Here is a 22,843-nt window from a genome sequence, read left to right as displayed (position 1 = left end):
TATATTATATATTCATTAAGTTAGTAATATTTCTGTTTCTACCGTTTCCAATAGCTTAGAAAGCCTTATTTTATGCGGTGATTCACTGGAAACGCTCTATAATTTTAGCGTTTCCACATCCGTTTCCTTGGTTGCCTTGCATTTTTTTATAACCGTTTCCAGCGTTACCTAAATATGATTCCTGTTTTCCCATGTGAACTTAGGATTCAAATAAACCCGTTGTTTGCCATAGCAGGCTCCCCTTTGTCTTGGTGCTGGTCCTTTATTCCACCCTAAACTTTCCATGATTGCCTTGAGTTCTCTCTGGTCCACGGGTGTAAATTTATTCTTTGACCCATTCAAAACTTCGCACCAAATTTCGAGTAAACTTACGCAGTCTCTGATGTCTTCCCCCTTGTTCTTCGGGTCCTCCAACCATTGGACTCTGGCGTATAAATCCATATCTTTCCAGCCCTCTGGTAACATCCTATCTAGATAGTCGCGGACCATGTCCTCTCGGACACTGGTAAACGTGTGCTCCTTTTGCATCTGTTCGGCTCCGGTCAAAGCTTCACCCTGAAGGAATAACTTTTCTCCGTCCTTGAATCTTTGCTTGGCTTCAGCCCAGATCTGGTCCCGTTCTTTTGGTAGATCATCAAACACGACTTTCTTCGCTTTCGATATATCCGTATTGATCGGCCAGAATCTTCGGTTTCCTGTATAGTCTCTTAGGAATTCATCATCGTTCGTGGTTCCGAAAAACACGCACTGTCTCGGGTTGTCTGTAACTCTTCTTGCGTAGGCTTTTCTGTATCGGTCGTCCCTTTTACTTATAAACTGCTTCATGGACTCGATATCAGCTTTTCTGGCTGCAGATAATTCGGACCATTCAATAACCCATGATCCATGCAGGGCTTCGTATCCTTCTTTCCCTGAAATTGTAGTGATTGAATCTGAGAACCAATCTCCGCCCATGATGCTTAGCATATGAGATTTACCTATTCCCTGATGTCCTACGAGTACCGGCATATAATCCATTTTGCATCCTGGTGTGTAGATTCTGGCCACGGCTGCGGTAAAAGCTTTCCTTGCGACCGCTCTGCTGTACTCTGAGTCCTCGCTTCCTAGATAGTCTATAAATAGCGTGTCTAGTCTAGGTACTCCGTCCCACTCTAGTGTGTCTAGATAGTCTCGTACTGGGTGAAAGCTGTTTCTCTCCTGGACGTAGGCTATAGCGTCATCCACTTTTCCTTTGGCGACAATGTTGTATTTCTTTTCCAGATAGTATCTGAAGCTTGCGTCGTCCGTATCCGTCCAGGTCGGGTCGCTTGGATTGTAGTTCCACCAGGGCAGGTTTCCCTTCTTGACGGGTTTCTGTGCGAATAGGTCGTTGCCTCCGACTCCGTTTTTAAGCTTTGGGTCATTTAAAAGTATGCGGACTATGTTGTCTGTAGTTGGCTTGAAGTTTCCCTTCTTGTCCATGTCCATGGCATCCAGCCAGTCCTCGTCTACTTCTTCTTTACTGTCTTCTACTCCTTGCGAACCCCTCGCGGTGTCGTCCTTGAAGTCGTCCCAGTCTTCATGAATCTGTTCTTTCTTGTCATCTATAAGCTGCTTCCGGGTGCCCTCGTCGTGTTCCATTAGTTCGAGCATGTGTTCTGTGCTTGCTGGATCGTCTGGCCACTTGTGTATCCTTACAAGGTCATAGGCATTGCATAGCTGCTGCCCTGTCGGGTCTGTATTGTGATTACTGTATGCATACTTATCGTCATATATAACTAGGCCTCCGGCTGTTGATCCATTCGTATAGGTCCAGCGGTTCGGGTCTTCCGTCGGTGTGTATTCCTCTGGAATAAATGCCTCAATCGCTTCTTGAATCGTGTAGGCCCTGCAGAAGGCGCCAATCCATCCGGACTTAGATAAAGGGTCCTCCTGGTGTCTTATGTCGCTGTGATGCAGTTCTGTCTCTCTGTTAGATCGAGGCCAGTAGCTGATGTCATGCCAGTCTCTGTACTGCGCCAGGATGTCATCTGGGTTCAGGTACACGTTTCTGTCTCCTAGTTGTTCACAGATGTATTCTCCGTCCTTACTGGTGCTAGGCCAGAACATCATTCGTGCTGGCTGATACGTTGTGTCGTCGAAGTATTCCATTCCGATTGTACTTGCAATCCTTCGAGCGATTGCCTCGTATTCTTCGGGTGATACTCCTCTTTGTAGGGGCAGGATCCATCTGTATTTTGGCTTTTCCGGTGTGTGCTTATGAGTTGAGTAGATCACGCTGCAAAAGTCGCACGTTATTCGGATCAAGTCTAAAAAGTCTTTGTCTGCGAAGTCAGCATCCAATGTGATCATGCTACGTGATAGAACGCTTTGATTGTTTCGTCTGCCGTCTCTTAATTCTCCGGCTACGAATCCACCGACGTCCTTGATATTGGACTGCTGGTCCTTCGTCATGTTCTTGTACTCTTCCACCGTCTCTTTTGTTCGGGTCGTTTCTTTTAGTTTTTTTGTGAATTCCTCCCAGGACATTTCCTGGTTGAAATATTGCTTTTGTTTTCTGTTTTTGCAGGTTGCTATTTGCACATCCTTCAGCCTCCTGTCTATTCTTCCGCTAGAATATAAAAGATTCTCTGCCTTCTTTTCATTTCATATTCCATTTCTTATTTCCCCGATAGGCCACTTTCTGAAGCTCGTGTTTGATACTTTGCAGTGTTCCTTGCTGGAGTGTCCCATTGGCCTTGATCTCTTCTAGAAGCTTTGTAGTGCGTTCAGCGTGCTTGCTGGCGTTCTCTGTATCGCTTTCCATATATCTGCAGACTACGGTTAGAGCGTTTGCAATATTGTCTAGCCTGTTGCAGATACGGTCTGCAGCCTGGTTGATCGCTTTTTCTAGCATGTCTGCATTGTCGAAGCTGGCCATGTCTTCCTTCCGTCTTTCTTCGGGTGGTTTGTGTAGATAGCTTAGCCGAAGGGCTATAGCGTTTTGACTTCGGTTCTTTAATATAGAGCCGTATTCTTTATAAATCTTTGAGCTGCTATAGCCCAGGGCGTCTAGCTGCTTTAGAAGGTTGTCCTCCTGTTGTGTCCATTTAACACTCATGTTCTATCCTCCTAGCCTTGGCACTTGAGCTATATCCAAGCCGAACGCTTCCTTCAAAATATTTAGAATGATCAGCGCTGCTGTGATATAGATCAAGGCTATAATTAAATCTTGCTTATCTATTTTCATTTTTAGTCCTTCTTGTAATAATCGGATATAAATCCGTCTCCTACTAGAACCAAGTCTGGCGCCCAACTGATCGGCTTAGCCATTACGTCTAGCAGTTGTTTGAACTTTGTTTCTTTTTCTTCCGTCGGTACTTCGCAGATCACTTCATCATGAACGTGCATGATTGTTTTAGCTCCGATCTCGTCGCAGCCTTTTAGCGTCTCGCATAGGCAGTCTCGAGCGATTGCTTGTACTACGTTTTCTGTTAGTTTCCCTCCCCAGGTGTTTGTCCACTCCCACTTTCGGGTTGTCTGGTTCAATCCTAAAAAAGATACCTGGCCATCCTTGATTCGTGGTGTAACGTAACCTAAAATGCGCCCGTTGGGTAAAGATATATAGACGTTACTGCCGCCCTTGAAAACCTTCATATTTCGGTCTAGAATTGTGACTTTTCCATCTGTGATTGCATCCTCGAAGGCTCTGCCTAGTAAGTACCAGAAGTCCTTGATACGTGGCGATGCTTGTCGCCATTTGATTACAATCTCATGCTGCTGTTCTGGGCTTAGTCCCATTTTACTCGCTCCGAAGGCTTCCAGTGCTGCCGTTCCACCTCCGTATCCGAGGGCAAGTTCGGCAATCTTTCCCTTTTGTCTTAGATGTCCATTGATTCCGTGCTTTTCTACGGGCACTCCGAACATCTGACTGGCTGATGCACAGTAGATGTCTCCGCCGTTCTTGAAGACTTCTTGACGCCATGTCGTCCTTGTTAGCCAGGCAATCACTCGAGCCTCTATGGCTGAGTAGTCGGCAACTATGAAGGACTTGCCTTCAGGTGGTGTGATTACGGTTCTTAGAATCGTAGCGAATACATCATTCATGCTTGGATAGATGAGCTCTAAAAGTTCGAAGTTGCCTTCCTTCACGAGTGTTCTTGGTTCGTCTACCTCGTCAAAGCTAGGTCGTGGGAAGTTCTGCGGTTGGATCAGTCGGCCTGCCCATCTTCCGGTTCTGCCTCCGAAGAATTGGAAGGTTCCCCTGATGCGGTCATCTTCTCCGCACGCTCTCTGGAAGGCGTCGTATTTCTTGACGCTTGTTTTTCCTAACTCCTGGCGTATCTCTAGGGCTCTTCTTGTTTCGGGCCTTAGTGTACCTTTTAGAAGATCTTTCACGGCGTCCTTGTTTAAACTTTCGACGTCGTGTCCTTCCTGGTCAAGGATCCACTTCTTTAGCTGTGCTACGCTTTGCGGATTTTCTAGGCCTGTGATGTATCTTGCTTCCTCCATCAGTTCCATTCCGTGTTCTAAGCTGTAGGACTGAACGTTTTTTATGATCTGCGTATCTACGTGAATCCCGCGGTCATTGATTCTCTGGTCTCTGTGCCAGTTTTCCCATTCCTGATCAGATACAGGTATCAAGTTATTTAGCTTGTTATAAATGGCTTGTTCGGATTCCACGTCGCGCTTGTTGTATTCTATGAAAAGATTCCATTTCTCTGGATCATGTTCCGGTAGGTTCTTCCATCTTCCACCGTTGGCTTTTGTTGGCTTGCAAGGCTTACAGAAATACTGGATCAGCCTTTTTCCTGTAGCCAGTTTCACCTTGTCTTCTTCAAGCCCGAGTGCTGGTCCTAGTTGTCCTAAACTGGAAGGGTAGCCGTTCTCTGCGGCCATGATCATAGTATCTTTCCATTGCTCTGGTGGAAGGTATCCATCCTCTGTTAACTTCTTTTTTACTGCGTCTCCTAGAATATCTCGCTTCGCGTACTCCTTGACGTATCTGGTTAGACATACTCGTTCGAAATTTGCGTTGTGTGCCACCTTCGTTATGCTTTCATCCGCTAGCGCTGATACTAAAGAAAAAGGCAGATCCTCTTTCATTAAATCTAAAACTTCTACTGGATCATCGCCCCAGGCGTATCCGAATAGAAGTATTTTGAAGTCTAAACTCTCTGCGTATTTATAAACCCCGCAGGCTGCAAGGTCGACGCTGGAGTAGGTCTCCAGGTCGATATGCAGTATGGGCTTTTTACAACAAGGCACTTAGGTCGTCGCTTCCGGCTTCCTCGTCAAACTCAGAAGCGTCTCCAAAGTCGGCAGTTACACTTGAGTGTCCGCCTAACGGTTCTCCGTCCTTTACTTTTAAAACGCTGTTAAGGCCAGCCGCGATTCCAGTTCCGACTGTGTTAAATGGGTACAGATTGAAATTGATAGCTCCATAGCATCCGGAGTATACGTTTTCTTCAATCTCCTCTTTAGATGAGTAAGCGTATGTCACCCCATTTTTACGGTAGCCTACAGACACAGGTCTGTTACTTTTAGCGGATAGCATGTATTTGTTCTTGAACTCTGGCGCGCTGAATTTCTCGTCTGCGTCGCAGTCAGTGATTATACCTCTTGAACCAACTCCTGGCGCTTTTTTTAGCGGTGTTACTTTTCCCTTGAAGGATTGGCCGAACTTCTCAATTCCTTCTTGTACAGCTTCTTCGTAGGCTTTCTGGATACGTGCTAACGTCTCCCTGTCTTCCTTGTCGATTAGAATATTAAGGCTGTACTTCTTGTCCTGGCCTTCTACCACTGCGCGTGGCTCTGCTAAATGGCAATAGCAGAATCTTACTAATTTTGTTTTTACTTGTGACATCTTTCTGTTCCTCCTAGTTTTGCTCTTTGTCGCATTACGTTTTTAAGCTGTCGCTTTAGATCGTTTCTGTGTGGTCCTGGTTTACTGTTTCGAATCTCGGCTCGGATGCGGACCATCTTTTCATCCAAGTCTTTAATCGATTCCGTCCTTGAAATCATTTGCTACACTTCCAAACTCAGGACGTTTGTCGCTTACTGGCACTAGTGCTGGCTTTCCTTGTGGCTTCTCGATATACTCGCCTATGATTTCTACAAGCTCATTCTTTCCGACTAACTTTTCTAGAGCAGTGATAGTCTGAAGCTTTGGTTTTGGCTTTGTCATAATCTGATCGTATTCAAAGCCCGCATCTTGTAGAGCTTTTGAGGCTTTCGATTCATTTGTAATCTTTCTGCTGCTGATTCCTTCCACCACTTTATATCCTTCGTAGTGTGTTCCTTTTAGCGCCTGATCCAGTGCGAACTCTTGTACCTCTTTGGCCCAGTCGATAAGTCCCGGTAGTTCTGGCAAAAGCTCCGCGATTTGCTGATCTGTTAAAATCATTCCGCACATGCGCTGATATCTTTCATTGATTGCTTTCATTTTGGCGACGTGTGCTGCGCATTGCGCTTTGGCCTTGCAGAACTTGCACCACTCTCCCGCTTGCTGTTCTCCGTCTCCGTTCCAGGCTTCTTTTGCAGCTGGTTTAACTACATTCTCCATCCAGTCTGCCAGTTCTTCGGTAGTAAGTTCCCAGGTGCTGATGTGATCGCGTCTAGGCTGTACGATATGAAGCTTAACTTTTTCAAAATCGTACAGGCAGTCATATAAGGCCATAACTCCTGCGGCGTAAATGGTAAGCTGCGGATTATGTGGAGCATTTACTTTGACGCCTTTTCCGTATTTAAGGTCAATAACGTGGAGCGTGTGGTTACTTACGATTACAGCGTCGCTTGTTCCGAATCCTTCCGGAATCCATTGAGTCAAATCAACTTGTACCTCGATAAAAAGATCCGCGATATCACTTTTCTTTTTCTCTTTGTTGTATACCTCTAGAACATAGTCCTTATAAACGTTTGTAGCCTCGTCCATTTCTCCGTTAGCTGCCTTTACTTTTCTTCTTGGATGTCCTTCGATCCAGTTACGAAGTTTCTGTTCTGCTACACTGTGGGCTTCGGTCCCCTCTGCTGCGTAAGCACTTGGCTTTTCTTCGAATAGTTCCTCCAGTCTTGCGGAAGGGTGGCAGTGAATCCATTTGTTGGACCCACTGGCTGATAAAATCGCGTGTTGGCTAGGCATGTAGTGCCTCCCAAGCTTCCTGATATTTCTCTTTAGGAATGTCGCAGATCTTGCTTGCACCCATCTGAGTTAGGAATACCTTAAGGACCGCTACGCCTTTTTCTTTGGCAAATGCAACGCCGGCTTTCTGTAAATCTTCCAATGTAATTGGTTCTGCAGTCGGATCAGGTTTAGGCGTTGGCTTTACTGATTCCGGTGTAGGCTTTACAGTCTCATGAATAGGCTCGTCTTGAGTCGTCCAATCTTTGGCCATTGGAATCTTAGTCTCATTTTCTTTTTCTTTATGAGTTGGTGCTTCCTTTGTTGGTGTTTCTTCTTCCCATGGGAATGTTTCAGGCTCAGGCAGTTTTTCCTCTAGCCCTGCGCGCTTTAGGTCTAGCTCCTTGGCTAGCTCCAACACTTTTTTAGCGTCGTCGATTTCGCTTGTAGCGAATTGCAATGTTAATTGGTAATACATCTATTTTTCCTCCTCGTTTTCTGAATTGTCGTTATAAAGCTCCTTGTATGTATTAAATAATGCAGCTTTAAATTTTTCGCGTTCTTCCTCTGGTTTCTTTTTCAACGCTTCCTCGTATCTTCCTAAAAATTCATCAAAAGTCATTTATTTTTCCTCCTTATTTTTATTTGGTGTTAACCCACTCTTCTTTTAAATTCGTCACATGTAATGCAGAAAGGACATCCAAGGCCGTTTTCTGCGTAGCATTCATCGTGTTGAAGTATACCCCCCACGGTTCAGCACTTAATCGGCAATACCCCTCATAATACTCAATAGGTAAACCGTGATTATTCCAATCCTGTCCAATATAAAACGGGCAGTCTTGCGGATTGATTTCATCAACTATGATTTTCATTTGAATCACTCCAAGGCATGAGTTCCATTTTTGCGCCTTTTATGCTTTTGCTTAAATTTACTACCTGCTGCATAAAATCCTGAAGCGTGACATCTGCAGCGTGTTTTAGAATTAATTTATACTCCTCTGGATTGACACCCGTCGCTTCAAGAAAGGCTTCTATTTCTGCCACGTGTCCTTGAATCTTTGTCCCCATTTGCACGCTGTCTCCAACGTCCGATTTCAGTAGAACAGTTACCGTGAAAAGCTCCAATGCTTCCTTTGCGGTTTTTTCTTTTTCAATAGTGATCATGTTTATTCCTCCTCTGATATGTCACAATTTGCCAAAATATCTTCAATTGTTGCGTACTCATTAGCGCCTTTGAAATGTCCTTTTTCTTTCATCTCGGTTAAACAATTTATATTTTTGAACTGGTATTTTGGTGTATAGCCTTGTGAACAGCTTTGTAATAAATCATATTCAAATTTAGTTAACTTAATTGCGGGGGCTTTATACGGCTGCTTTAGCCACTCAATTGTCCTCTTATGACATTTTCTTGGAGTGTCTTTATCAAATTCGCAGTCACTGCATCTAGTTTGATTACATCGTTTAGGTTTTCTTTTGACTACCGCTAAATTCCACATGCAATTTTCTAGAATTTCATGTTTGTAATGGTCTAGATTAGTTTCAGGCTGATTTTCTTCTTTATACTGTTTCAATTCCTCCAGCCATGCTGCAAGCTGCAAAGCGGTTTCTCTGCCAAGTTCTCCTAGGCGTTGACTTTCAGATGCTTCCTTTGTGCTGGCAATTGCTTCGTCTAAATTCATTCTTTCTTTTTCCTCCTTGTATTTTTGAACACGTGCTGTATAATATAAGCGTGTTCTATTGCTAGAGCCTTATTCGTTTTCGAACGAGGTCTTCTAGCCTTTTTTTATAGAACGCTCGTAGGATTCTACGATATTCTTTTGTGTGAGGCCTAGATACTGAACAGCGCGCTTGGTTAGAATTACGTTGCTGTCGATATTCTCTAAGCCTTCTTTTTTTATGTCTTCCATGATCTTCTGGAAGATCTTGCTTCCCTTTTTCCTTCCGCAACCTAGAAACTTTGATAGTTCGGATTTGTTCATATATCCTTTTTCCATCATCTCGTATCTGTAGGCTGCTAGGTTTTCTACTTGCAAAACTCACCACCTCCTTTAAAGCATTTGATAGATCATGATCCAAACCGCTACGCTTAGCGATAGGATCAGGATTAGGATCGCAACGTTTAGCGCCGTTACCAGTCCAGATCTGAATTTCTGTTTTCTGATTCTTTTTTGTTCTGCATAGAAGGCTTCCAGTCTTAGTCTTTCTCCGTGAAGGTTGATACCCTCCGCAAAGTCTGGAAGTTCTGCGCCTGTTGTTTTGTGTTCCATTTCTCTTTCTTCCTTTCGTGTTACAATCTCCTATGAAAGGAGGTTAATCGTTTGAAGTTAAATCATGATTTAGTTCGGTTGCTTCTATCTGCAGTGGAAGCAAGTCCTGAACCCGTGAATCTGTCGGAGTTAACTTTCGACGGCTTTTCTTCGTATGATGTCAGAAATCATTTGAAGGAATTGTTTCGTCGTGGCTATATTAGTGGTGAAGTGAATAAATATCTTGCTTCTACTGATTACATAGCTTCTTTCCTTACTCCTGCGGGTTCTGCTTACTTAAAAGAATTGAATACTTCCGGTCTTAAGAAATTTCTTTACGCCACAAAACGTTTTGTTCGTGATCTGTTGATTCAGTATTTTTCTAGTAAGCTTCCTTAATTACTTTTTCTTGAAGAAGGGCTTAGTCCCTTTTTTCTTTTCTTCTGATTCTCCAATCCTGTACGGGTTTTCCCTCTCATATTCTTTTTCGATTTCCTTTTGATCTTTTTCTAGAACCGAGTCAAACATCCAAGGATCGGCTGCACCTAGTCTGAATTTGAGATGTATATGCATTTCTAGATATCCAGGCGTTGCTTCTGTTCTGAGTCTTGTGATCGGATAATCGCTGAGGTCTAAGTCGTTGATCTTGATTCCTTTCCCGCCATCTAGAATTTCAAAAGATTCAAGCTTTTTCATTTGTTCACCCTCTTTTCCTTTAGTCCTTTGATAGTTCCTCTAACGGCTCCTATCGCAAGACCGAAAATGATAGGTACTAGGATCATTATTCCCAGGATACTTAGCAATCCGAAAAATATTTTTTCCAACATCTATTTCACCTCCTCCTGTTTTTGTGGTTCCTTGGCTGCTGGTGCTGGCTGAGCGTCTTTAGCTCCGGCAATGTAGCCTTGGATAAATGATTTCTGCTTTTCGTTAAGACTTCTCGTAGCCTCTAAAACTTCGTTAAAGTTTTTTTCAGTCTCCTTATATTGAAATTGTTTCAAAACTTTTTCTCCTTTCTTGGTTTCGTTTCAAAACCTTACGCTGCTATTATAGTTCTGATTAAAAACTTTTGTCAATGATTTTTTATAAAATTGTTTTGTATCTTTACTTTTTTGAATGATAGTGTTAATCTTTAGGTGTAAAAAAGGAGGTAAATATGAGCACTATAGGTGAACGAATCAAGGAAGTAAGAAAAACTTTAGGTCTTTCTGGTTCAGCCTTCGGTGAAAAACTGGGACTGTCTAAGGGTGCACTTAGTAATATTGAAAGAAATGTGAACGGTGCGTCCGATCGTACTATTAGGTTGATATGTTCAGAATATTGCGTAGACTATTTTTGGTTAACTGAAGGAAAGGGTGAAATGTTTATAGATGATACAGAAGCCCTGATTGAAGCTCTGGCTGCCGAAAAAAATTGCACGCCTGAAGAAACTGATATGTTGAAAAAGCTTTTTTCTCTTCCTGAAGATCAATTTAATATTGTTCTAGGAATGATTAAAAATATGAAAGACGAGTAATCCTGTTTAGGTTGGTTACTCGTCTTTTATAAAAGAAAAATGCAGAACCTGTTTCCAAGTCCTGCACTCTTCCGTGTGTGTTCTATTGCTGTGTTCCGTGTCTGATCCAGATTCTTTGTAGGATTTTATAGGCCTGTTCAAGGCCCTTTTGGTCCATAGTCTGGAGCATGAATTCAATTTTCTTTTTGAGTTCTTCTATCCCATTGGCTTTCCCTTCTTCCTTATGTGCTCTCTTCTCAATTGTCTACAGTTTACAGCTATGAACGCATTTTGTCAAACTTTTATGGTTATTATTTTGTATTTTTTATTATTTACTTTTTGAACCTAAAAGATTAATATAAACCTAGGAGGTGTAATTATGAGTAAATTGAATGAAGTTTTATCTTCCAAACTCCCTGAGCTGATGAAAGAGTCTGGTGTCAGTCGTAGAGATTTGGCCGAGTATTGTGGTGTTTCTTATAACACAGTACGGTGTTGGGAGGTTGGCACTAAAGCGCCAAGGCCAGATATGGTTGTAAAAATTGCAGAGCGCTTCAACCTGAAACCCTTTGATCTGATGAGCGCGGCTTTTGATGATTCTTCAGTAAAGCCTGTCCGTTTCTTGTCTTTGGTTGCTGATGACGGTTCTGTATCAAATTCGAACAGTTCTCCAGTATTCACGTCTATGGCTACGGATGTTACGGCCGACTATGTTTATGTTATGCCTGATGATACCATGTACAAAGCAGATATTATTAAGGGCGACGTCTGTCTGATCCGTGCCACTGGTGCTATTCGTGCTGGTGTGCCTATGCTAGTGAAGTATCAAGGTAAAACCATGCTGCGCTTTATTATTACGCATAACGAAACGAATCAGATTGCCTTACGTACTGCCAGTCCGTATGCGATTGGTACGCTTTTATCGACGGCCGACTTTCATGATCAGGTTCAGGTGTTGGGCGTTTTAGTCGCTTTTCGTAGAAATTATAAAAGGAGATAATCCGTTATGGCTCAGCAAAAGGACACAAAAAGAGGGACCTGGATGTTCTATGGTTCCTGTAAAGATATTACCGGAAAGACTCAGCGATATTGTCGTCGAGGTTTCAAAACGAAAAAGGAAGCAAAAGAAGCCGAGCATGCCTTCCGTCTGGAAATGACTACCTCTCGGCCTTCTATAACCCTAAATGAAATGTTTCAGTTATACTGCAAAAACGCAGAGAATATGTCCGTAAAAGGATCCACTCTCTATACGCACGAGCATACTTATAGAAATCACATCCAGGATGATTTGGGAAGCATGAAGCTTACGGCGCTTACTACTCCCGTTCTTGATCAGTGGAGAAACCGTCTGCTTCAAAAGAAAAAACCAAACGGTCAGCTTTATGCTGCCCCCACTCTAAACGGCATTCTAGATACTCTATCTGTTATTCTTTCCTATTCCGTGAGACTTGGATATCTTGAAGTCAATCCGTGCAGATCTTTGCCTATCGTGAAAGATAAACGGAACCTGAAAGACCAGAGTCTGTTATTCTGGGAGCAGGAAACCTTTACTTATTTTATATCCTGCGTAGACGACCCGTATTGGCGTGATGTCTTTATGTTTATGTATGGCACTGGTGTCCGTAAATCTGAAATGTTTGCCCTCCAATGGTCGGATGTTGATCTAGGCAGAGGCCGGGTGCATATTTCTAAAACATTAACGATAAAAACGGAATCGGCTCCGTGGGAGATTACTCCACCTAAATCTAAAAACTCAAACAGATATATTGATCTACAGGATACCCTTCTAGATTGCTTAAGGCGTCGCTATAGCGAGCAACAAAAGAAGGACGGGTTCTCGTCCTCCTGGTTTGTATTTGGCCATATAAAGCCACTTCTGGCGCCCAGACTGGCTGTTGCTTTGAAGCGATACATCCAGGCTGCTGGTGTTCCGCCTATCTCCCCTCATGGCTTTAGGCACTCTCACGCGACTCTGCTGATTCGTGCCGGTGTAGATGATCAGCTGATCGCAGAAAGGCTGGGCCATTCTGTTAGTGAATTAAGAAAAACTTATGCCCATATATACTCCGAATCTAGGCGTGAAATGCTGGATAAACTGAACAAAATTTTATAAAAAATACATCAAAAATACATCACAAAGTAGCTAGGTGCTTTATATATAGTCATTTTAGCTACTTTTTCTCAATGTTAAACATAGAGATGTTTTTTACATTTGTACTCGACCGAAAATCGAAAATCGGTCGATGAAAACGATTTTTTTAAGCTTTTGTCGTATTTTCGTTTTGAATATTCTTAATAATATCCGTTAAATCCGCTTCATTGATAGCACCATCATAGAAATCATTCAACGTTTCAATCAGACCCTTATCATCTGGTAAAACCGTTTCAAACACTTCTTTCATGTGTGCAGCCTCCTGACTTGAACCTGCATACTTAACAGTCGCATGAATCATAGATGTATAGATAACATTCACCAACATTAAGTGATACTTATTGTTGTAGCCATCATTACGATTATCAATGATTGTATTGGCACTGATTAGAGCTGCACCTTGATACTTGGCTAAAGTAGGAAACTCTAAATAAAGTCCCTTTACCGTCTTATATGTCATTAGTTTCAGTGCATATACACACGCAAATTGTTCTAAATCACCTAACATACGTAAATGATCATCACTGTCTAGAACCTTTTTAAAATTGATATCTAATAATCTTGCCAAAACATCACTCACACATTCAAGATTGGTCTTACAAACCACTTCCTGACGACCATCTAAATCCGTTGTGATTATGAATAAATCGCCTTCGCGATCATAAAATATATTATCTGGATGTCTTAAATTCACCATGTGATCACCTTTTAACGAATAAAATTCGTACCCTTTCTAATTTCCTTTTCAGGCAAACCATACGCTTCTTTACCTAAGGCAATACTTTTCATCAAGAACGTCATATTACGAGCTAAAGCACGCATTGTTTGTTTACCCTCTTCATCCTGATTGGCTTCTTGCGCAGTATTTCCATGAATTGAATTCCAATATTGACTCGAAACAACAGGCATACCACTGATTGTAAAATACTTATTTAATTCATCAAAAGTAGCACTCGCTCCGCCACGACGACAAGAAACAACACTAGCCCCCACCTTCATTGTCTTATCAAAACGCGAAATATAGAACAAACGATCTAATACTGCAATCAATGTTGCATTCGCGCTGGCATAATATACAGGACTTGAAACGACCAATCCATCCGCTTCTTCAAATTTAGGTAACAATTCATTGACAATATCATCATATACACACTTGCCAAGTTTCGTACAAGCACCACAAGCTAAGCAACCACGAACAGCTAAGTTTCCAACTTGTATAATTTCGGTTTCAACCCCATTTTCTTTAAATACAACTTCCATTTCACGCAAAGCCAAATCATTCACTCCACTCGCATGTGGACTACCATTCAACATTAAGACTTTCATATTTTTCCTCCGAAAAAACCTATCTCTATTTTATCATTTGCGTCAACATGATAAAATGATATTTATGAAACGAATAGTAACCGGAATATTAGCGCATGTCGATGCAGGTAAAACTACTTGTATCGAAAGTATGCTTTATACATCAAAAACAATCCGAAAATTAGGACGTGTCGACCATCAAGATGCCTATTTGGATTATGATAATCAAGAAAGAGAAAGAGGCATTACCATTTATTCAAAAGAAGCTCACTTTCATTGGAAAGATAGTGAAATCTATTTGATTGACACACCCGGCCACGTCGATTTTTCAAGTGAAATGGAAAGAAGTCTTCAAGTATTAGATTTAGCCATTCTTTTAATCAACGGACAAGACGGTATTCAATCTCACACTTCTACCATTTGGAAATGCTTAAAACACTATAAGATTCCTACGCTGATCTTTATTAATAAAATGGATATTAGCTATAAGACACAAGAAGAGCTTATGAATGATCTTAAAGTGCATTTTTCATCCAACTGTATCAATTTTAAATCAAAAGATGCTGAAGATGAACTGTCCATGTTGAATGAAGATATCATGAATCACTATCTAGAAACCGAAGAAATCGATTCATCACTTCTTCAACAAGCCATTTTTAAAAGAGAATGCTTCCCCGTATTCTTTGGTTCTGCCTTAAAAATCCAAGGCATCGAAGATTTAATGGATGCGATCATCGATTTATCTTTTATCCAAGATTACCCTGAAGATTTTGGTGCTCGTGTATACAAGATTTCAAATGATGACCAAGGCAATCGTTTAACCCACGTAAAGATTACGGGTGGTGTTTTAAATGCCAAAGATAAAGTTGGTACAGATGAAAAGGTAGATCAAATTCGTTTGTATAACGGAAAACAATTTGAAATGGTACAAACCGCTTATCCAGGAATGATTTGTGCACTAAAAGGATTGAACAAGTATGAAGTAGGTCAAGGGCTAGGCTTTGAATCTGACACGACAAAACCACTCTTAAATGCCTATATGAATTACCAACTCCTACTTCCCGAAGGTGTAGATGCACTCACTATGATGCGCTACTGCAGTGTACTTGCTCAAGAAGATCCGCAGCTACAAATTGAATATGATGAGCAGACGAAACAAATTTTCTTAAGGCTAATGGGATCAATTCAAATGGAAATTCTTCAAAAAGAAATTGAGAAAAGATCTAAAGTTAACGTTGGTTTTACAACGGGTAAAGTTTTATTTAAAGAAACCATTCAAAATAGTGTGATTGGTGTAGGGCACTTTGAACCTTTAAGACACTATGCCGAAGTACACTTAAAACTTGAACCATTACCTAGAGGTAAAGGACTTGTGTTTGAATCAAACTGTTCCAATGACGATTTAGCTTTAAACTGGCAAAATCTGATTTTAACGCATTTAAAAGAGAAACAACACAAAGGCGTATTAACTGGATCGCCAATTACCGACATAAAAATCACTTTAGTGGCCGGTAAAGCCCATTTAAAACATACAGAAGGTGGGGATTTTCGGCAAGCAACCTATCGTGCTATAAGACAAGGTTTAAAAGAAGCAGAATCTGTATTATTAGAACCTTATTATAGTTTTGAATTAGTCGTTGAAAATCAATATGTTTCAAAAGCCTTGTTTGATTTAGAAAACAGGCATTGCTCATTTAAAATTGAAGAAGACATGAACAATCTTGTTCACATAAAAGGAACGGGACCCGTTCGTGAGTTGATGGACTATCAAAAAGATGTCATCGCATACACAAAAGGAAAAGGCCAATTTATTTGTGAATTAGAAGACTATCATGAGTGTTTTAATCAAGAAAAGATCATTGAAGAAACAAATTATGATAGTGAAGCCGATTTAAACAATCCAACCGGATCTGTATTCTGCGAACATGGAGCAGGTTATTTTGTGCCTTGGGATGAAGTCAAGGAGCATATGCACATCCAAATTAAAGAAGCCAACACAACTTCCTATGCTTCTTATGTAAAACATACTGTTCGTGAAGAAGAATTAAAGAAAGTATTTAATTCACTTGGTGGAAACAACAAGAAATCTGAAAAGCCAATCAAGAAAAAAGCGAAGGTTGATATGAATTTAAATCAGATTCATGTCGAAGATAAAAAGCCAGAATGTTTAATGATTGACGGTTACAATATGATTTATGACTGGCAAGATTTAAAAGATATTGCCAAAGTAAACATTGAATCTGCTCGTGATGAATTGATCAATCGAATCTCGAATTATCAAGGATATAAGCGGATCAAAGTCATCTTAGTATTTGATGGATATCGCGTTAAAAACAATACAGGTTCACATTTTAATCAAGGAAATCTAGACATTATTTATACTAGATACAATCAAACAGCAGACAGCTATATTGAAAAGGCTGTACACGACTTAAAAAAGAAATATGAATTATCAGTTGCGACAAGTGATGGCTTGATTCAAAATGCGATTTTGGCCAATGGCGCAAAAAGAATTTCAGCTCGTGAACTTGAGATCGCCGTAAAAAACGTAAACAAACGAGCTCTTTCATACCTAAGGAAATAGTTTATGATATAATTAAGTGGCGAAAAAGATGGAGGAATTTAATTATGACAAGAAAGATTGCCATTATTGGAGCCGGTCCTGCTGGCTATACATTAGCTCAAGAATTAGTTAAAACAGAAAATGAATACCAAATTGATATTTTTGATAAGGAAGCTGAAATTGGTGGAGCCATTTACACAGGTATTCCTGAATATCGTATGCCCAAAACATTCTTAGAAAAAGCCTATAACGGATTGATTGAAGCCGGTGTTAAATTCCATTTTAATACTTTTGTGGATCAAACTATGTTTAAGGAATTACAAACAAACTATGATTATGTAGTTGTAGCAATTGGTGCCCAAATTGAAAATACTTTTGGTTTTGAAACAGGTAATGGCGTCGTTGCCGGCTTAACATTACTTTACGATTTAAATATCAATCACAAACAAGAAGACTTCAAAAAATATAAAAAGGCCATTGTTTGGGGTGGTGGAAATGTTGCGATGGATTGCGCAAGATCATTAGTTCGTATCATTGATGATGTCACAATCGTATATCGTAGATCTTTACAGGAAATGCCTGCAAGTCCTGCAGAAATCAAAGCCTGTGAAAAAGAAGGGATTAAGATTGCCTTCTTAAACAACATTAAAGACATTTTAAAAGATGAAAACGGAAATGTTTGTGGTGTTCAAGTTGCGAAAATGGAACTTGGAGAAATGGATGAATCTGGAAGAGCAAGCTGCCACGAAGTAAAAGATTCATTATTCACAATGGATTGCGATCTAGTTGCGATGGCTATTGGTCAAAAAGTAGACTTCACTCCATTAAATGACGATTTAAAAGCAACGGATACACACACCTCTACATTAAAGAATGTATACATTATTGGAGATGCCTTCACTGGGCCAAAAACAATTGGTAGTGCTGTAATGGAAGGTAAAAAGATTGCCAAAGAAATCATAGGAACGAAATAATCGTTCCTTTTTTCTTTAGAAAACAAAAAAAACTACCTACGCAAAAATTTGTAGATAGTTTTCAGAATTATAATCTCTTTTCAAATCCACCATCAATTTCTTGATCCTCGCTAATTGTCACAAAAGCCTTTGGATCAATTTCATTGATAATTTTTTTGAAGTTACGAATCTCATACTTATTGACAGCACAAAATAAAATATATTGGTCTGTATCTGTATACGCACCTTTCCCCATCCAATACGTTACTCCACGACCTGTTCTTTCCATGATCACATTCTTCATATTTTCTTTCTTTGTGAAAATCAATACAGTCATATTGATATTCTGATAGTGGATACGATCACTAATAAAGTAAAGAATGGCCACAAAGATAATGGAATATAGTGATGTCTGCAAATCAAAAATAAAGGCACAAATTGTAAATAAGATGGAGTTGATAATAATCGAAAGCTTACCGACTGAAAAGCCTGGTTTTGTCTTCGATAAACATACACCGGCAATATCCATACCACCGCAACATCCACTACTTTGTAAAGCAAGTCCTACTCCAATACCACACATTAAGGCTCCAAAGATACAATTTGAAAGCATGTCTGGCATAATCACAATGGATTGTTTTGGCAAAATAGATAGAGTAATGGTTTGCACCACTAAACTAATGACCGTCTTGATACAAAACTCTTTGTTCATAATCTTAAATCCCATCACAAACAAAGGAATATTAATCATAAAGTTAATGATTCCCACCAAGTTCATATGCCCAAGACTTGGAATCATCTTCACAATAAAATACTCGATGATCTGTGCAATCCCAATGGCACCACCAAAGTTGATTCCATTCGGTGTCACAAATAAATAAATTCCTAACGAAAGTAAAATACTTCCTATAATTAACTCAATATACTTTTCAACATTTTCTCTCATTTTTACCCCAACCTAATCTACATACATAGCTAAGTATAATGGAAGAGTTATTTTTTTACCATTAATTCCACAATTTCCATTCACAAATTTATATCCATAAGGAATATTTTCATTTTTCAACAATTGATCCATTGATTGTGAACGATTATTTCCTGCCTTTACTTCGACTGGAATTACTTTTGTGTTTTGTTCAATCAAGAATTCTATTTCTAGGTTCTTATTTTGGTAATAATGAAGCGAATGACGACTTTTCATTAAAATATCCGCTATTAGATTTTCATATATACCACCCTTTACTGGCCCTGTTAAAGTATCATCTAATATAGCCGATTTCATTTCAAAACCATACATTGCCACCAACAAGCCTAAATCCGTTAAATACATCTTAAAAAATTTATCATTTTCATATCCAACTAAAGGAAATTGACAGGCAGTTACATTTTTACAAAGCCATACAAGCCCAGCATCTCTTAACCACTCAATACTATTTTCAAATTTTCTTGCGGTAGCCTTAGATTCCACAACAGAAAACTGAAATTTTTTATTCTCTTTTGCGAGTTGCTTCGTAACCGACATGTAACAATTTTTTACCTTTGGTTTTTCAGATGAAGAAGCATATTTTGAAATATCATCCATATAGCTTGAAATAATTTGTTCCTGAACTTTTTGTACTTGTCCAAAATGATTCGAGTCTAAATATGTTTGCACAACTGCAGGCATTCCACCTACGACAATATACTCACGAATCAATCGCATGAATTGATTGTGTATTTCCTCAGGAATTCTCTCTTTTGAATCATAATATTTTTTTAACAACTCCAACGTATTTTCATTGTATCCTTTTGCCCACAAGAACTCTTCAAAATCTAAACCATACATTGTAACCGACAACTCATAGCCAACAGGTATGCTCGTTACTTCTTTATAACTGATACCCAATAATGAACCACTTGCGATTACATCATATCTGTTATCTAATGCCAAAAATTTCAATGCCGTACGTGCATTCGGACATTCTTGAATTTCATCCAAGAAAATCAATGTATCCCCTTCAATAAATCGTATATGAGGCATCACCAATGTCATTCTCGAAAATATTTCTTCTGCTGATAATGAATTTTCAAATATAGTCATTAATTGTGGATTCTCGATAAAATTTAAATAAATATAACTCTTATAATTATTCTTTCCAAAATAATCAATAATATATGTCTTACCAATTTGTCTTGCACCACGAACCAATAAACACTCTTGATTTTTTTCTTTTGACCACTTCAACAATATATCATAAAACTTTCTTCTTAACATAAATACCTCCTAGTCACATTATATCATTTTTGCATATTTTTCGATGTTATTTTTTACTTTTATGCATATTTTTTGAGGTTATTTTAAACAAAAATGCACATTTTTCGAAGATATTTTCGATCAACATGCATATTTTTTCTATTTATCTGTAATTTGGTAGTACAAATGACGAATCGCCATTAAAGGATAATACAACAACATTCTAGGTCCAGAAAAACGCATAACTTTACGAATCTGTTCTCTTTTATCCTTCTTGTAACAATGTACCTTACATTGCGAACAAAATGTCTTTGTTTCCATAAAAGGACACTTTTCAATGCGCATCTTTGCATATTCATACAAATCTAAGCATTCTTGACACAATTCTTTATCTTTATGATTCTTTCTGCAATACAAATGTATCATCTCATACACTGTACGCATTTCTTTTTCTCGCTTATCCATTAACTGACTCTTTCAGATTCCATATGAATCACACGATCACAATGTGATAAAGTTGATTCTCGATGTGAAACAAAAACAATGGTCTTATCTTTTCTTTCTTCATAAATTGATTTTAAGATAGCCCCCTCATTTAAGCTATCCAAATTACTCGTTGGCTCATCCAATAAAACAAGTTTCGCATCATGCAAAAACATACGTGCAAGACCCATTCTTTGTCTTTCTCCACCGGATAACGAACTACCCAGTTCTTCCACCATAGTTTTATAGCCATTTTGCAACGACTGGATGTACTCATGAATATTTGCCTTCTTACAAGCCACTTCAATTTCTTCCATAGTCGCATTTTGTTTAGCCACTCTTAAATTGTTTTCAATTGTATCATGGAAAAGAATCGTTTCCTGCGTTACATACCCTTCATTTTTTCTTAAATTGGAAGTGTTTAAAGAGCGAATATTTAACCCATCCACTAAGATGCTTCCCTTTGACACATCCCAGAAGCGCATCAACAATTTCAACAACGTACTCTTTCCACTGCCACTCTTACCTTGAATACCAATCACTTCATTTTCATGGATGTTTAAATTCATATCCTTTAAGATCTGTTCCTCTTCATACGCAAAATCTACAGAAGATACATCTACCATTTTAAAGTCTGTCTCTTCTTTATTCTCTACTTCTTCAACCATAGGTGACTCATCCAAAAGTGATATGACTCTTTGTCCAGCTCCAATTGTCTGTGATAAAGTTGAACCCAAATTTGCCAATGCGATGACAGGTCCAAAAGAAGATATTTGAAGAACACCCGATACAATCGTTGATTCTATTGAACTATTCAAATATAAATGAATCAAACATAAACCTAAAGACAATAAGACAACGCAAAAGTTTGTCAAAGAAATCGTCTTAGCTTGAAAATACTTCAATTCCTTCTCACAATTTGCCAGGGAAGAAGTCTGTTTATTCAAACCTGATAAGCGACAATCTGTATCCATATACTGCATACTTTCCTTTAAGCCACGCATACTCTCTAATACATAACTATTTAGATTGGCAGCTTCTTTACGATACTCTACACCAATCTGTCTAGATTGTTTGGAAATATAAATTGGTAAAACCACTCCCACAACAACGTAAACAAAAAGTGAATAAAGTCCATAAATCCATCCAAACTGCACTTGAATACCCACACAAATTAGACTTGTGACAAACGCAATACAAATTGGAGAAATCGTATGTGCGTAGAACACTTCCAACAATTCAATATCCGAAGTAATTAAAGAAATTAAGCTACCCTTATCTTTCACTTCTAGTTTTGCAGGACACAATTTTCTTAATGCCCCAAACACCTGATCACGAATACGAGCTAACAATTTAAAGGCAATATAGTGATTACATGCTTGCTTTGCATAGCGCAAGATTCCTCTTAAAAGGGCACATACAAACAACAAGATCACGATTGTGTTAAAGCTAAATAAAGAGTTGTTTACTAATACCATACTTGATAGAACAGGAATAAAAATAGCGCATAAAAAGCCTGCCACACCCATTAAAATGGAATAAATCATAAATCCTGTTAAAGGAAATACAAGCTGAATTAAACGTGAAAATATTTGAATTGTACTCATATTAGCCACCATATCTTTCTAATTCTTTTTGCGTAGTAAACAAGTCACGATACACACCATTCTGTTGAAGCAACGCCTCATGTGTTCCACTCTCTACAATATCTCCGTCTTTCAAACAATAAATCACATCTGCATGAATTAGATTTGCCAAACGATGCGAAATACAAAGCACAAGCTTTTCTTTTGACAACTCATATAATACTTCCATGATTTTATTTTCGCTCTCTACATCAATATTACTTGTTGCCTCATCCATAATATAGATGGGTGAGTCCTTCAGTAAAGCTCTGGCCAAAACCAAACGCTGTCTTTGTCCTCCAGATAAGTTTTTACCACCCTCTAAAATGTGCATATTAAGTCCACCTTGTTCATGCACAAAATCAAGGATACCCACCTTTTCTAATACGCTATTCATTTCTTTTTCAGAAGCATCTTTAGCCACCGACAAATTGTCTTTAAGCGTTCCACTAAACAAATAGCTCTCTAAAGAAACCAAAGTCATATATGGATAGATATTAATATCCTTGATTTCATAATTTGATAGCTTAAGTTCACCATTATAGTTCGAATACTGTCCCATCAATAAAGAGGCAATTGTACTCTTACCACTACCACTCTCACCTACAAAACCAATCATTCCATTATGAGCTTTAAAATTTAATCCATGTAAAACTGATGTTAGCATATAAATAGGACTAGTCAAAAAGAGAAAATTTACACCAGTGGTA

The 22,843-nt window shown here is 39.2% G+C and carries 30 protein-coding genes; 6 read left to right on the top strand and 24 right to left on the bottom strand.

Annotation, left to right across the window (positions count from 1 at the left end):
* Positions 1 to 168 precede the first annotated feature (168 nt).
* The 14 genes from LJE08_RS04910 to LJE08_RS04850 all read right to left on the bottom strand — a co-directional run bounded on the left by LJE08_RS04910 (position 169) and on the right by LJE08_RS04850 (position 9,345).
* On the bottom strand, positions 169 to 2,562 hold the full coding sequence (locus LJE08_RS04910; protein ID WP_227402556.1) for a virulence-associated E family protein: 2,394 nt from the start codon (positions 2,560 to 2,562) through the stop codon (positions 169 to 171).
* Between the two features lie 58 nt (positions 2,563 to 2,620).
* Complete coding sequence (locus LJE08_RS04905; protein ID WP_227402555.1) at positions 2,621 to 3,079, bottom strand: hypothetical protein; 459 nt, start codon at positions 3,077 to 3,079, stop codon at positions 2,621 to 2,623.
* Positions 3,080 to 3,082: 3 nt separating this feature from the next.
* Positions 3,083 to 3,208: a hypothetical protein gene (locus LJE08_RS15015; protein ID WP_255650308.1), complete on the bottom strand. Its 126-nt coding sequence runs from the start codon at positions 3,206 to 3,208 to the stop codon at positions 3,083 to 3,085.
* A gap of 2 nt (positions 3,209 to 3,210) precedes the next feature.
* Positions 3,211 to 5,226 (bottom strand): DNA polymerase, encoded by a 2,016-nt coding sequence (locus LJE08_RS04900; RefSeq protein WP_227402554.1) that lies wholly within the window; start codon positions 5,224 to 5,226, stop codon positions 3,211 to 3,213.
* On the bottom strand, positions 5,213 to 5,824 hold the full coding sequence (locus tag LJE08_RS04895) for a DUF2815 family protein (RefSeq protein WP_227402553.1): 612 nt from the start codon (positions 5,822 to 5,824) through the stop codon (positions 5,213 to 5,215). The genes LJE08_RS04900 and LJE08_RS04895 overlap by 14 nt, the downstream gene beginning before the upstream one ends.
* The gene (locus LJE08_RS04890; RefSeq protein ID WP_227402552.1) at positions 5,812 to 5,982 is read right to left on the bottom strand and encodes a hypothetical protein; all 171 of its coding nucleotides are present in this window, start codon (positions 5,980 to 5,982) and stop codon (positions 5,812 to 5,814) included. Before LJE08_RS04890 ends, LJE08_RS04895 begins: the two co-directional genes overlap by 13 nt.
* Positions 5,957 to 7,099 carry a DUF2800 domain-containing protein gene (locus LJE08_RS04885; protein WP_227402551.1) on the bottom strand — a complete coding sequence of 381 codons (1,143 nt, stop codon included), beginning with the start codon at positions 7,097 to 7,099 and terminating at the stop codon, positions 5,957 to 5,959. Before LJE08_RS04885 ends, LJE08_RS04890 begins: the two co-directional genes overlap by 26 nt.
* Positions 7,092 to 7,556 carry a hypothetical protein gene (locus LJE08_RS04880; protein WP_227402550.1) on the bottom strand — a complete coding sequence of 155 codons (465 nt, stop codon included), beginning with the start codon at positions 7,554 to 7,556 and terminating at the stop codon, positions 7,092 to 7,094. Before LJE08_RS04880 ends, LJE08_RS04885 begins: the two co-directional genes overlap by 8 nt.
* Positions 7,557 to 7,700: a hypothetical protein gene (locus LJE08_RS04875; RefSeq protein ID WP_227402549.1), complete on the bottom strand. Its 144-nt coding sequence runs from the start codon at positions 7,698 to 7,700 to the stop codon at positions 7,557 to 7,559.
* A 19-nt stretch (positions 7,701 to 7,719) separates the two neighbouring features.
* Entirely contained in the window at positions 7,720 to 7,950 is a 231-nt protein-coding gene (locus LJE08_RS04870) for a hypothetical protein (RefSeq protein WP_227402548.1), read from the bottom strand.
* Positions 7,934 to 8,242 carry a hypothetical protein gene (locus tag LJE08_RS04865; protein WP_227402547.1) on the bottom strand — a complete coding sequence of 103 codons (309 nt, stop codon included), beginning with the start codon at positions 8,240 to 8,242 and terminating at the stop codon, positions 7,934 to 7,936. Before LJE08_RS04865 ends, LJE08_RS04870 begins: the two co-directional genes overlap by 17 nt.
* Positions 8,243 to 8,244: 2 nt before the next feature.
* Positions 8,245 to 8,757 (bottom strand): hypothetical protein, encoded by a 513-nt coding sequence (locus tag LJE08_RS04860; RefSeq protein ID WP_227402546.1) that lies wholly within the window; start codon positions 8,755 to 8,757, stop codon positions 8,245 to 8,247.
* 93 nt (positions 8,758 to 8,850) lie between these two features.
* Positions 8,851 to 9,111 carry a hypothetical protein gene (locus tag LJE08_RS04855; RefSeq protein WP_227402545.1) on the bottom strand — a complete coding sequence of 87 codons (261 nt, stop codon included), beginning with the start codon at positions 9,109 to 9,111 and terminating at the stop codon, positions 8,851 to 8,853.
* A 15-nt stretch (positions 9,112 to 9,126) separates the two neighbouring features.
* Positions 9,127 to 9,345 carry a hypothetical protein gene (locus LJE08_RS04850; protein ID WP_227402544.1) on the bottom strand — a complete coding sequence of 73 codons (219 nt, stop codon included), beginning with the start codon at positions 9,343 to 9,345 and terminating at the stop codon, positions 9,127 to 9,129.
* Positions 9,346 to 9,396: 51 nt separating this feature from the next.
* Here LJE08_RS04850 and LJE08_RS04845 point away from each other — a divergent pair, with 51 nt between their 5' ends.
* Complete coding sequence (locus LJE08_RS04845; protein WP_195232180.1) at positions 9,397 to 9,723, top strand: DUF2513 domain-containing protein; 327 nt, start codon at positions 9,397 to 9,399, stop codon at positions 9,721 to 9,723.
* On the opposite strand, the gene LJE08_RS04840 is transcribed toward LJE08_RS04845, so the two are convergent.
* The 3 genes from LJE08_RS04840 to LJE08_RS04835 are packed head-to-tail and all read right to left on the bottom strand — an operon-like array spanning position 9,724 to position 10,325.
* A complete protein-coding gene (locus LJE08_RS04840; protein ID WP_227402543.1) occupies positions 9,724 to 10,020 on the bottom strand; it encodes a hypothetical protein in 297 nt (98 codons plus the stop codon).
* Complete coding sequence (locus tag LJE08_RS15010) at positions 10,017 to 10,151, bottom strand: hypothetical protein (protein WP_255650307.1); 135 nt, start codon at positions 10,149 to 10,151, stop codon at positions 10,017 to 10,019. Before LJE08_RS15010 ends, LJE08_RS04840 begins: the two co-directional genes overlap by 4 nt.
* The gene (locus LJE08_RS04835) at positions 10,152 to 10,325 is read right to left on the bottom strand and encodes a hypothetical protein (protein ID WP_227402542.1); all 174 of its coding nucleotides are present in this window, start codon (positions 10,323 to 10,325) and stop codon (positions 10,152 to 10,154) included.
* A 155-nt stretch (positions 10,326 to 10,480) separates the two neighbouring features.
* Between LJE08_RS04835 and LJE08_RS04830 the strand changes: the two genes are divergently transcribed.
* The 3 genes from LJE08_RS04830 (at position 10,481) to LJE08_RS04820 (ending at position 12,932) form a co-directional block, all read left to right on the top strand.
* A complete protein-coding gene (locus LJE08_RS04830) occupies positions 10,481 to 10,840 on the top strand; it encodes a helix-turn-helix domain-containing protein (protein WP_227402541.1) in 360 nt (119 codons plus the stop codon).
* Positions 10,841 to 11,198: 358 nt separating this feature from the next.
* On the top strand, positions 11,199 to 11,819 hold the full coding sequence (locus LJE08_RS04825; protein ID WP_227402540.1) for a helix-turn-helix domain-containing protein: 621 nt from the start codon (positions 11,199 to 11,201) through the stop codon (positions 11,817 to 11,819).
* A 6-nt stretch (positions 11,820 to 11,825) separates the two neighbouring features.
* Positions 11,826 to 12,932 carry a tyrosine-type recombinase/integrase gene (locus LJE08_RS04820; RefSeq protein ID WP_227402539.1) on the top strand — a complete coding sequence of 369 codons (1,107 nt, stop codon included), beginning with the start codon at positions 11,826 to 11,828 and terminating at the stop codon, positions 12,930 to 12,932.
* Positions 12,933 to 13,077: 145 nt separating this feature from the next.
* Here LJE08_RS04820 and LJE08_RS04815 read toward each other — a convergent pair whose 3' ends face one another.
* Positions 13,078 to 13,668, bottom strand: a complete 591-nt coding sequence (locus tag LJE08_RS04815) for a hypothetical protein (RefSeq protein WP_227402538.1) — start codon at positions 13,666 to 13,668, stop codon at positions 13,078 to 13,080.
* Between the two features lie 11 nt (positions 13,669 to 13,679).
* Positions 13,680 to 14,297, bottom strand: a complete 618-nt coding sequence (locus LJE08_RS04810; RefSeq protein ID WP_117925099.1) for a flavodoxin family protein — start codon at positions 14,295 to 14,297, stop codon at positions 13,680 to 13,682.
* Positions 14,298 to 14,361: 64 nt separating this feature from the next.
* Between LJE08_RS04810 and LJE08_RS04805 the strand changes: the two genes are divergently transcribed.
* Together LJE08_RS04805 and LJE08_RS04800 are read left to right on the top strand one after the other, a co-directional pair.
* Positions 14,362 to 16,860, top strand: coding sequence for a translation factor GTPase family protein (locus LJE08_RS04805; RefSeq protein WP_227402537.1), 2,499 nt, complete (start codon positions 14,362 to 14,364; stop codon positions 16,858 to 16,860).
* 44 nt (positions 16,861 to 16,904) lie between these two features.
* A complete protein-coding gene (locus tag LJE08_RS04800) occupies positions 16,905 to 17,813 on the top strand; it encodes an FAD-dependent oxidoreductase (RefSeq protein WP_227402536.1) in 909 nt (302 codons plus the stop codon).
* Positions 17,814 to 17,880: 67 nt separating this feature from the next.
* On the opposite strand, the gene LJE08_RS04795 is transcribed toward LJE08_RS04800, so the two are convergent.
* The 5 genes from LJE08_RS04795 to LJE08_RS04775 all read right to left on the bottom strand — a co-directional run.
* Entirely contained in the window at positions 17,881 to 18,738 is an 858-nt protein-coding gene (locus tag LJE08_RS04795; RefSeq protein ID WP_227402535.1) for a YitT family protein, read from the bottom strand.
* Between the two features lie 12 nt (positions 18,739 to 18,750).
* Complete coding sequence (locus LJE08_RS04790; protein ID WP_227402534.1) at positions 18,751 to 20,046, bottom strand: ATP-binding protein; 1,296 nt, start codon at positions 20,044 to 20,046, stop codon at positions 18,751 to 18,753.
* A 138-nt stretch (positions 20,047 to 20,184) separates the two neighbouring features.
* The gene (locus LJE08_RS04785; protein WP_227402533.1) at positions 20,185 to 20,490 is read right to left on the bottom strand and encodes a nitrous oxide-stimulated promoter family protein; all 306 of its coding nucleotides are present in this window, start codon (positions 20,488 to 20,490) and stop codon (positions 20,185 to 20,187) included.
* A complete protein-coding gene (locus LJE08_RS04780) occupies positions 20,490 to 22,115 on the bottom strand; it encodes an amino acid ABC transporter ATP-binding/permease protein (RefSeq protein WP_227402532.1) in 1,626 nt (541 codons plus the stop codon). Before LJE08_RS04780 ends, LJE08_RS04785 begins: the two co-directional genes overlap by 1 nt.
* 1 nt (position 22,116) lies before the next feature.
* On the bottom strand, positions 22,117 to 22,843 hold a 727-nt coding region (locus LJE08_RS04775; RefSeq protein ID WP_227402531.1), incomplete at its 5' end, for an ATP-binding cassette domain-containing protein.

This window comes from Holdemanella sp. DFI.5.55 (genome assembly GCF_020593575.1).
In the GTDB taxonomy this organism is placed as follows: domain Bacteria; phylum Bacillota_I; class Bacilli_A; order Erysipelotrichales; family Erysipelotrichaceae; genus Holdemanella; species Holdemanella hominis.
The sequence above is the reverse complement of the archived record's forward strand: the minus strand, read 5'-3'. Positions and strand labels throughout refer to the sequence as shown.

Bases quoted from the DNA above. Each gene is read 5' to 3' on its own strand.
- LJE08_RS04905 (WP_227402555.1), bottom strand. From the start codon at position 3,079: ATGAGTGTTAAATGGACACAACAGGAGGACAACCTTCTAAAGCAGCTA.
- LJE08_RS15015 (WP_255650308.1), bottom strand. From the start codon at position 3,208: ATGAAAATAGATAAGCAAGATTTAATTATAGCCTTGATCTATATCACA.
- LJE08_RS04895 (WP_227402553.1), bottom strand. From the start codon at position 5,824: ATGTCACAAGTAAAAACAAAATTAGTAAGATTCTGCTATTGCCATTTA.
- LJE08_RS04890 (WP_227402552.1), bottom strand. From the start codon at position 5,982: ATGATTTCAAGGACGGAATCGATTAAAGACTTGGATGAAAAGATGGTC.
- LJE08_RS04885 (WP_227402551.1), bottom strand. From the start codon at position 7,099: ATGCCTAGCCAACACGCGATTTTATCAGCCAGTGGGTCCAACAAATGG.
- LJE08_RS04880 (WP_227402550.1), bottom strand. From the start codon at position 7,556: ATGTATTACCAATTAACATTGCAATTCGCTACAAGCGAAATCGACGAC.
- LJE08_RS04875 (WP_227402549.1), bottom strand. From the start codon at position 7,700: ATGACTTTTGATGAATTTTTAGGAAGATACGAGGAAGCGTTGAAAAAG.
- LJE08_RS04870 (WP_227402548.1), bottom strand. From the start codon at position 7,950: ATGAAAATCATAGTTGATGAAATCAATCCGCAAGACTGCCCGTTTTAT.
- LJE08_RS04865 (WP_227402547.1), bottom strand. From the start codon at position 8,242: ATGATCACTATTGAAAAAGAAAAAACCGCAAAGGAAGCATTGGAGCTT.
- LJE08_RS04860 (WP_227402546.1), bottom strand. From the start codon at position 8,757: ATGAATTTAGACGAAGCAATTGCCAGCACAAAGGAAGCATCTGAAAGT.
- LJE08_RS04850 (WP_227402544.1), bottom strand. From the start codon at position 9,345: ATGGAACACAAAACAACAGGCGCAGAACTTCCAGACTTTGCGGAGGGT.
- LJE08_RS04840 (WP_227402543.1), bottom strand. From the start codon at position 10,020: ATGAAAAAGCTTGAATCTTTTGAAATTCTAGATGGCGGGAAAGGAATC.
- LJE08_RS15010 (WP_255650307.1), bottom strand. From the start codon at position 10,151: ATGTTGGAAAAAATATTTTTCGGATTGCTAAGTATCCTGGGAATAATG.
- LJE08_RS04830 (WP_227402541.1), top strand. From the start codon at position 10,481: ATGAGCACTATAGGTGAACGAATCAAGGAAGTAAGAAAAACTTTAGGT.
- LJE08_RS04825 (WP_227402540.1), top strand. From the start codon at position 11,199: ATGAGTAAATTGAATGAAGTTTTATCTTCCAAACTCCCTGAGCTGATG.
- LJE08_RS04820 (WP_227402539.1), top strand. From the start codon at position 11,826: ATGGCTCAGCAAAAGGACACAAAAAGAGGGACCTGGATGTTCTATGGT.
- LJE08_RS04815 (WP_227402538.1), bottom strand. From the start codon at position 13,668: ATGGTGAATTTAAGACATCCAGATAATATATTTTATGATCGCGAAGGC.
- LJE08_RS04810 (WP_117925099.1), bottom strand. From the start codon at position 14,297: ATGAAAGTCTTAATGTTGAATGGTAGTCCACATGCGAGTGGAGTGAAT.
- LJE08_RS04805 (WP_227402537.1), top strand. From the start codon at position 14,362: ATGAAACGAATAGTAACCGGAATATTAGCGCATGTCGATGCAGGTAAA.
- LJE08_RS04800 (WP_227402536.1), top strand. From the start codon at position 16,905: ATGACAAGAAAGATTGCCATTATTGGAGCCGGTCCTGCTGGCTATACA.
- LJE08_RS04795 (WP_227402535.1), bottom strand. From the start codon at position 18,738: ATGAGAGAAAATGTTGAAAAGTATATTGAGTTAATTATAGGAAGTATT.
- LJE08_RS04790 (WP_227402534.1), bottom strand. From the start codon at position 20,046: ATGTTAAGAAGAAAGTTTTATGATATATTGTTGAAGTGGTCAAAAGAA.
- LJE08_RS04785 (WP_227402533.1), bottom strand. From the start codon at position 20,490: ATGGATAAGCGAGAAAAAGAAATGCGTACAGTGTATGAGATGATACAT.
- LJE08_RS04780 (WP_227402532.1), bottom strand. From the start codon at position 22,115: ATGAGTACAATTCAAATATTTTCACGTTTAATTCAGCTTGTATTTCCT.